Source organism: Nocardia carnea (assembly GCF_029868855.1).
GTDB lineage: Bacteria > Actinomycetota > Actinomycetes > Mycobacteriales > Mycobacteriaceae > Nocardia > Nocardia carnea_A.
The window spans coordinates 35,062-42,461 of record NZ_JARWOV010000291.1; the positions used below are offsets into that span (position 1 = coordinate 35,062).

Below are 7,400 nucleotides of genomic sequence, written 5' to 3' on the forward strand. Positions count from 1 at the left end.
GTCAAGCCCGGAGACGGTAGTAGCGCAGCGTAACCACGCAGGGCCCTCGCCCATCCGCGACAGACACAGCATGAGCGAATCAGGCCCGGAGACGGTAGTAGCGCAGCGTAACCATACCGACCACAGCACGAGCGAGCCCGGCGAGACCCGGGTCTATGGAATACGGCACCACGGGCCTGGTTCGGCTCGTTCGCTGCGCTCGGCGCTCGAGGAATTCCGGCCGGATATGGTCCTGATCGAAGGTCCGGCCGACGCGGACCCGCTGGTCGCCCATATAGCCGCCGAGACCATGGAACCGCCCGTAGCGCTCTTGGGTTACGTCGCCGACGAACCGGCGCGCGCGGCGTTCTGGCCGTACGCGGTGTTCTCCCCGGAGTGGCAGGCGCTGCGATACGCCGTCGGAAACGGTATCCCGGTGCGATTCTGCGACCTGCCCGCGGCGATGGCACTGGCCGTCGAAGACAACGGTGGCGGCCGTGACGCCCTCGCCGAACTCGCCGCCGCGGGCGGCTACGACGACGCGGAACGCTGGTGGGACGCGGTGGTCGAGTCCAGCACAGACGCCGGAATCTTCCCCGCCGTCGCCGATGCCATGGCAGCCCTGCGCGAAACCGCGCTCAGCGAACCGTTCTCCGAAGATCACATGCTCGGCGGCTCCGCCCAGGGTGACGACTCGACAGCTTCCAGCAGTCACGCTCCCGGAGGCGGAGCAAGCCCGGAACCGCTGGTCCTCGACCGGCACACACTTGTCCGCGAGGCGTATATGCGGCAGGTGCTGCGGCAGGCCCGCAAGGACGGTGCCCGCCGGATAGCTGTCGTCTGCGGCGCGTGGCATGCGCCCGCGCTGTGCGATCCGCTCGGGCCGGTGAACGCGGATCAGCGTCTGCTGAAAGGCCTGCCGAAGGTCAAGGCGAGGCTGACCTGGGTCCCGTGGACGCATTCCCGCCTCGCTGCGGCTTCCGGCTACGGCGCGGGTGTCACCTCCCCCGGTTGGTACCACCATCTGTTCACCGCGACCGAACACCCGATCGCCTCCTGGCTCACCAGGGTCGCGCGTCTGCTGCGCAGTCACGATCTGCCGGTGTCCAGTGCGCATGTCATCGAGGCCGTCCGGCTGGCGGAAACCCTTGCCACCCTGCGTTCCCGGCCATTGGCCGGATTGTCCGAGGTCACCGAGGCAACGCGGGCGGTCCTGTGCGAGGGCGACGATACGGTGTTGCGACTGGTCGGTGCCGAACTGGTGGTAGGTGAGGCGCTCGGCGCGGTCCCGGCCGATACACCCACGGTGCCGTTGGAGGCCGATCTACGGGCACAGGCCCGCTCGCTGCGACTGAAGCAGGAAGCTCTGTCCCGCACCCTGGACCTGGATCTGCGCAAGGACCGCGATACCGCCAAATCACGGTTACTGCATCGGCTGCGGCTACTCGGTGTGCACTGGGGTGTTCCCGCGACCGGCACGATCGGTTCGACCGGGACGTTCCGGGAGACCTGGGAACTGCGCTGGGAACAGGAATTCGCGGTGCGGGTGATCGAAGCAGCCCGCTGGGGTACCACCGTGCGGGCGGCCGCCGAGGCGAAGATCCTCGATACCGCGGGCCGGGCCGGCAGCGGTGTGGCCGAACTGACCGACGCCCTGGAATTCGCGCTGCTGGCCGAGCTACCGGGTGCCCTCGACGGCCTGATCCGCCGGCTCGGTTCCGCGGCCGCGATCGACCACGACATCACCCATCTGCTCACCGCGCTACCGGGGGTGCTGCGCACCCTGCGCTACGGCGATGTGCGCGGTACCGATACCTCGGCACTGGCCCGGGTGGCCGACAGCATGCTGATACGGATCTGCGCCGGACTCCCGGCGGCGGTCACCGGTCTCGGCGACGATACCGCCGCCACCCTGCGCGCACAGCTCGATGCGGTGAACACCGCGATACACACCCGCGACGACACCGAATCCACCGAACGATGGCTGGCGGCACTGACGCGGCTGGCGGACCGGCCGGATATCCACGGGTTGCTGACCGGCCGGGTGGTCCGGCTGCTCTGCGACGCCGGCCGGTTCGAAACGGACGAGGCCGCCCGCAGGCTGGCCGCGGCACTGTCGATCGGCAATACCGCGTCCGCGAAGGCGGCGTGGATCGACGGTTTCGTCGGCGGCCGGGGGCTGGTGCTGGTTCACGACCGAGTCCTGCTGCGTCTGGTCGACGACTGGCTCGCCGGACTCACCGCCGACCAGTTCATGGAAGTGGTACCACTGCTACGCCGTACGTTCGGTGCCTTCGAGCCGGGAGAACGCCGGGCCATCGGTACGGCCGTCCGTAACCCCCGCCCGGGTACCCAGGCCGCGCCCGCCGAGATCGATACCGAGCGCGGCGCACTCGTATTACGCACTGTGGCAGATATTTTGGGGGTACCGGCATGAACAGCACCGCATCGCACCCTGTCCCGGATCAGGAAAGGCTGCGCCGGTGGCGGCTCGTCCTCGGTTCCGCCGCCGATCCCGCGCTCGGCGAGCTCGCCGGAGCAGACGATGCGGCCGTCGACAAGGCGCTGGGAGCTGTGTACGACTCGGATCGCGGGAGCGGCCGGTCGGGCGGTGACCGGTCCGGTGGCCTCGGCGGGTCGGCACCCCGGGTGGCCCGCTGGCTCGGCGATATCCGCACCTATTTTCCGTCGACCGTGGTCGAGGTGATGCAGCGCGATGCGGTGGAACGGCTCGGCCTCACCCAGTTGTTGCTCGAACCCGAACTCATGGAGGCGGTCGAACCGGACGTTCATCTGGTCGGCACGCTGCTCGGCCTGAACCGGGTGATCCCGGAGACCACCAAATCGACCGCCCGGATGGTGGTCGGCAAGGTAGTGAAGGAAATCGAGGAGCGGATCGCCGCGCGCACCGTCGCCGCGGTGAGCGGCGCGCTCAACCGGGCCACGCGCACCACCCGGCCCAAACCCCGCGATATCGATTTCGATCGCACCATCCGCAAGAACCTGGCCAACTATCTTCCCGAACAGCGCACCATCATCGCCGAACATCTCGTCGGATACGGTCGGCGGTCACAGGCGGTGCACCGGGACGTGATCCTGGCCATCGATCAATCCGGGTCGATGGCCTCCAGTGTCGTGTATTCCTCGGTGTTCGGCGCGGTCCTGGCTTCCATGCGGTCGCTGCGCACTTCGCTCGTGGTCTTCGATACGGAGGTCGTCGATCTCACCGATAAGCTCAGCGACCCGGTCGATGTACTGTTCGGCACCCAACTCGGCGGCGGTACCTACATCAATCGCGCCATCGCCTACTGCCAATCGCTCATCACGCGCCCCGCCGACAGCCTGTTCTTCCTGATCTCCGATCTCTACGAGGGCGGCGTCCGGGCAGAGATGCTGCGCCGGATCAACGCGATGAAGGAATCCGGTGTCCAGGTGGTGGTGCTGCTGGCGCTCTCCGACGACGGCGCGCCGTCCTACGATCGCGAGAACGCCGCCGCTCTGGCCGCACTCGGCGTTCCCGCCTTCGCCTGCACCCCGGACCGTTTCCCTGACCTATTGGCCGACGCCCTCAACCGCGGCGACCTCCGGAATTGGGGCACCGACACGCAATAACACGGTCCGGTTCCCCGGTCATGGCATGCCCCGGTCACTCGGCAGTCCGCCGAGGCGGCGGTCGCCATCCCGGGTTCGAGGCCGAACGGCCCCGAACCCGGGATGCTGGATGCGGCCCGCCAGCGGTTCAGATATCGGCGATGGCGGCCAGCGGTGGCGTGCGTGCGGCACGTACCGCGGGCCAGAGCGCGGCCAGCACACCCACCACCGCGGAACCGATCAGCATGTACACCAGCTGATCCCATGGAACGGCGATCTGGTCCAGGCCGAGATCCCGCAGAGTACGCAGGAATCCGACGCCGAGACCCAGTCCCAGTACCGCACCGACCAGCGCACCGAAGACCGCGATGAGCATGGATTCCAGATAGATGGTGCGCCGCACCTGCGACCGCTGGGTACCGACCGCGCGCAACATACCGATTTCGCGTCGTCGTTCCACCACCGACAGCGCGAGCGTATTGACGATCCCGAGCACCGCGATCACCACCGCCAGGGCCAGCAGGCCGTACAGAATCGCCAGCATACTGTTGATCTGCTTCGCGTTCTCGCCCTTGAACTCCTCGCGGTCCTGCACCTGCACGATCACGAATTCCTCGGTGGCCCGCTCCAGGTCGGTTCGCATCGCCGCCAGATCGGCACCGGGTGCCGCCTTGATCAGCACCGCGGCCTCGGTCCGCATGGATACCGGCATCGCCTTCTCGTAGACCGCGGACGGCACGATCAGCGGCCCCAGTACCTGCGAATCCGCGTAGACACCGGCCACCGTCAGCGGGATCTCGGCACCACCCAGGGTGCTGATCACCAGCTGTTCACCGGCACCGACCCCGTGCTCGGTCGCCTCGTCCTCGCCGAGCAGAATTTCCGAATCACCCAGCGACGGTGTACCGCTGAGCATTTCGATATTCACGACCTGTTCGAGCGGGCCGTCCGGCGAGGTACCGAATTCGTCGTCGTCACCGATCTTCAGCGCTACTCCGCGCAAGCCGACGACATCGGCGGCCGCGGGTACCTTCTCCCGGACCGCATCGCTCGCACCGGTCGGCACCCCCATCATCGGCGGTCCGGCGAGGACATAGTCGGCTTCCACGCCCTGATCGACGAGCCGGGAGATGCTGACCTTCGCCGATTCGCCGAGCATCCCGATCGCGGTGACCAGCATCAGTCCGAGGGTCAGCGCGAATGCGGTGGCCGCGGTGCGCCGCGGATTGCGGATCGCGTTGTTGCGCGCCATCTGGCCGATCGGGCCGAACGGCCGGATCAGCCAGCCGAGGCCGGCCAGCACGGGTCGCGATAGTGCCGGGGCGGCGAACAGCACCGCGAGGATCAGTCCCAGCGCGCCCACCCCGACGACCGCCGCCGCTCCGCCGCCGGTGTTCCGTGAACCGAGCACCACCAGCACCACGCCCGCGACCGCCAGCACCACGCCCGCGACCGTGCGGCCCCGCAGCGAGTCCCCGGCAGAAGCGAACTCCTCCCGCATCGCCTGCACCGGCGGAATCCGGGAGGCCCGCCGGGCCGGCGCGTATGCGCTCACCACGGTCACCAGCAGCCCGACCGCGAACGCCACCAGTACCGTGCGCGGCAGGACGGCCATGGTTCCGGTCGGCAGGCCGAGATCGAAGGCGTTCAGCACCGCGGCCAGCCCGTAGGCCAGCGCGATTCCCGCGAGCAGCCCGAGCAGGCTGCCGATGACACCGACGATCAATGCCTCGGCGACCACCGAGCGGCCCACCTGCCCGCGGCCGGCGCCCACGGCCCGCAGCAGTGCCAGTTCCCGCAGACGCTGCGCCACCAGCATGGAGAAGGTGTTGTAGATGATGAAGGTGCCGACGATCAGCGCGATCGCGCCGAACGCGAGCAGGAAGTAGTTCAGGAAGTTCAGTGCCTCGGAGATCTCGGCCTTCATCTCCGCGCGGACCTGATCGCCGTTCTGCGCCTTGTAGTCCGGGTAGAGCATGGACAGCCGGTCGCGCAGCGTATCGCCGGGGATACCCTCGGCCGCGATATCGAGGTAGGCGACGTGCGTACCGTCCGTGAACAGTTCCCTGGCCTGGGCCTCGGTGAACTGCACACCGATGAAACCGCCGGTATCGGTGGCCGGAGCGTACAGTCCGGCGACGGTCACATCGATCGGGCCGCCGTGCGAGGGCACCAGAACCTTGGTGCGATCCCCCACCGCGAGCCCGGCGCGTTCGGCGGCACCGGTGTTGAGTGCGATCTGCCCCGGTTCGGCCGGCGGCGCGCCCGCGACGAACGGGTCCGGTTGGGCGACCGATCGCTCGGGTGGCAGATAGGCCAGCCCGAAGCTCGGTGCCCCGCCGGTCTGCACGGCTTTCTTTCCGGCCGGGTCGAGCAGCACCACCGACCCCTCGATACCGGGTGCCACGGTCCGGACCCCGTCCATGGCGGCCACATCGTCGGCCACGTCCTGCGGGATACCCGGGGACTGCCGTTCCTCGGGACTCAGCCGGACATCGACCCCGGCGGCCTCGCCTGCGAAGATTCCGTCGAAAGTGCGCTGCAGCGTATCGGTGAAGACGAAGGATCCCGCGATGAACGCGGTCCCGAGCACCACGGACAGCAGGGTGAGCGCCAACCGGACCTTGTGCGCGGCGAGATTGCGCAGGGCGACGGTGCGCATCGGATGTGCGGCCACTATCGGGTCTCCACTGTCTTGCGGGGGCGTCCCGCACCCCGGTCGGCCCGGCGAATGGTTACGCGCTGGTCGTTCACCGGACCTCCAGTGCCTTCATCCGGTCCAGCACGGTCTCGGCGGTAGGGTCGCGCATCTCGTCGACGATCCGGCCGTCGGCCAGGAAGATCACCCGGTCCGCGTACGCGGCGGCGGCGGGTTCGTGCGTGACGATGACGACCGTCTGGCCGAATTCGTCCACCGCGGCCCGCAGAATCGACAGCACCTCACCGGAGGACCGCGAGTCCAGGTTGCCGGTCGGCTCGTCCCCGAAGATGATCTCCGGTTTACCGGCCAGTGCCCGGGCACACGCGACCCGCTGCTGCTGCCCACCGGACAATTCGCTGGGCCGGTGGCCGAGCCGGTCCTCCAGACCCAGTCGCTTCAGCACGGTGGCCAGCCACTCGGCTTCGGGGCGGCGACCGGCGATATCGAGCGGCAGGGTGATGTTTTCCAGCGCGGTCAGCGTCGGGACCAGGTTGAACGCCTGGAAGACGAAACCGATCCGGTCCCGCCGCAGCGCCGTCATCTCCTTGTCGGAGAGGTCGGTGAGTTCGGTATCGCCGATCCGCACCTGTCCCGAACTCGCCGCGTCCAAGCCGGCCAGACAGTGCATCAGGGTGGATTTACCCGAGCCCGACGGCCCCATGATTGCGGTGAATTCCCCGCGGGTGAGATCGACCGATACCGCGTCCAGGGCCGTGACCCGGGTATCCCCGGACCCGTACACCTTGGTGAGTTCGATGGCACCGGCGGCGACAGCGGACCCGGGACCGGCCGAGTCCGTATCGACAGCATGAGCAGTCATGGGTCCAGTCTGTCGGGCCGCGCGCTGCCGCGCCATCCGGGATGCCCCTGACCCCGGTCCCCGCACCGTCGTCCTCTGGTAGCGGGGCCGATCATCCGGCAGCTTCGAGTGGCCGGGCTGCGAGGCACCTGTGCCGCCCTGTGCTGGTAGGCCGACGTCTATCCGAACCGTGCCCAGCGGGGGGGCCCCCGGGGGGGGGGGCGGACCACACAGAGAAAGTTGGGGCGCCGGCAACCCCGGAACAAAAAACGGGGGGGGGGGGGGCGGGGGGGGGGGGTGATAAAGGTAAAGAGCCCCCCCCCGGGGTTT

At 68.6% G+C, this 7,400-nt stretch carries 4 protein-coding genes; 2 read left to right on the top strand and 2 right to left on the bottom strand.

Features of this window, described 5'->3' with window-relative positions:
* Positions 1-70 precede the first annotated feature (70 nt).
* Together QH195_RS30270 and QH195_RS30275 are read left to right on the top strand one after the other, a co-directional pair.
* The gene (locus tag QH195_RS30270) at positions 71-2,416 is read left to right on the top strand and encodes a DUF5682 family protein (RefSeq protein ID WP_280437887.1); all 2,346 of its coding nucleotides are present in this window, start codon (positions 71-73) and stop codon (positions 2,414-2,416) included.
* A complete protein-coding gene (locus QH195_RS30275) occupies positions 2,413-3,591 on the top strand; it encodes a VWA domain-containing protein (protein WP_280437888.1) in 1,179 nt (392 codons plus the stop codon). The genes QH195_RS30270 and QH195_RS30275 overlap by 4 nt, the downstream gene beginning before the upstream one ends.
* Positions 3,592-3,718: 127 nt before the next feature.
* Here the strand turns inward: QH195_RS30275 and QH195_RS30280 are convergent, their stop codons facing one another.
* Both QH195_RS30280 and QH195_RS30285 read right to left on the bottom strand, forming a co-directional pair.
* Positions 3,719-6,232, bottom strand: coding sequence for an ABC transporter permease (locus QH195_RS30280; protein ID WP_280437890.1), 2,514 nt, complete (start codon positions 6,230-6,232; stop codon positions 3,719-3,721).
* An 88-nt stretch (positions 6,233-6,320) separates the two neighbouring features.
* Entirely contained in the window at positions 6,321-7,091 is a 771-nt protein-coding gene (locus QH195_RS30285) for an ABC transporter ATP-binding protein (RefSeq protein WP_280421939.1), read from the bottom strand.
* Between the last annotated feature and the right edge of the window lie 309 nt (positions 7,092-7,400).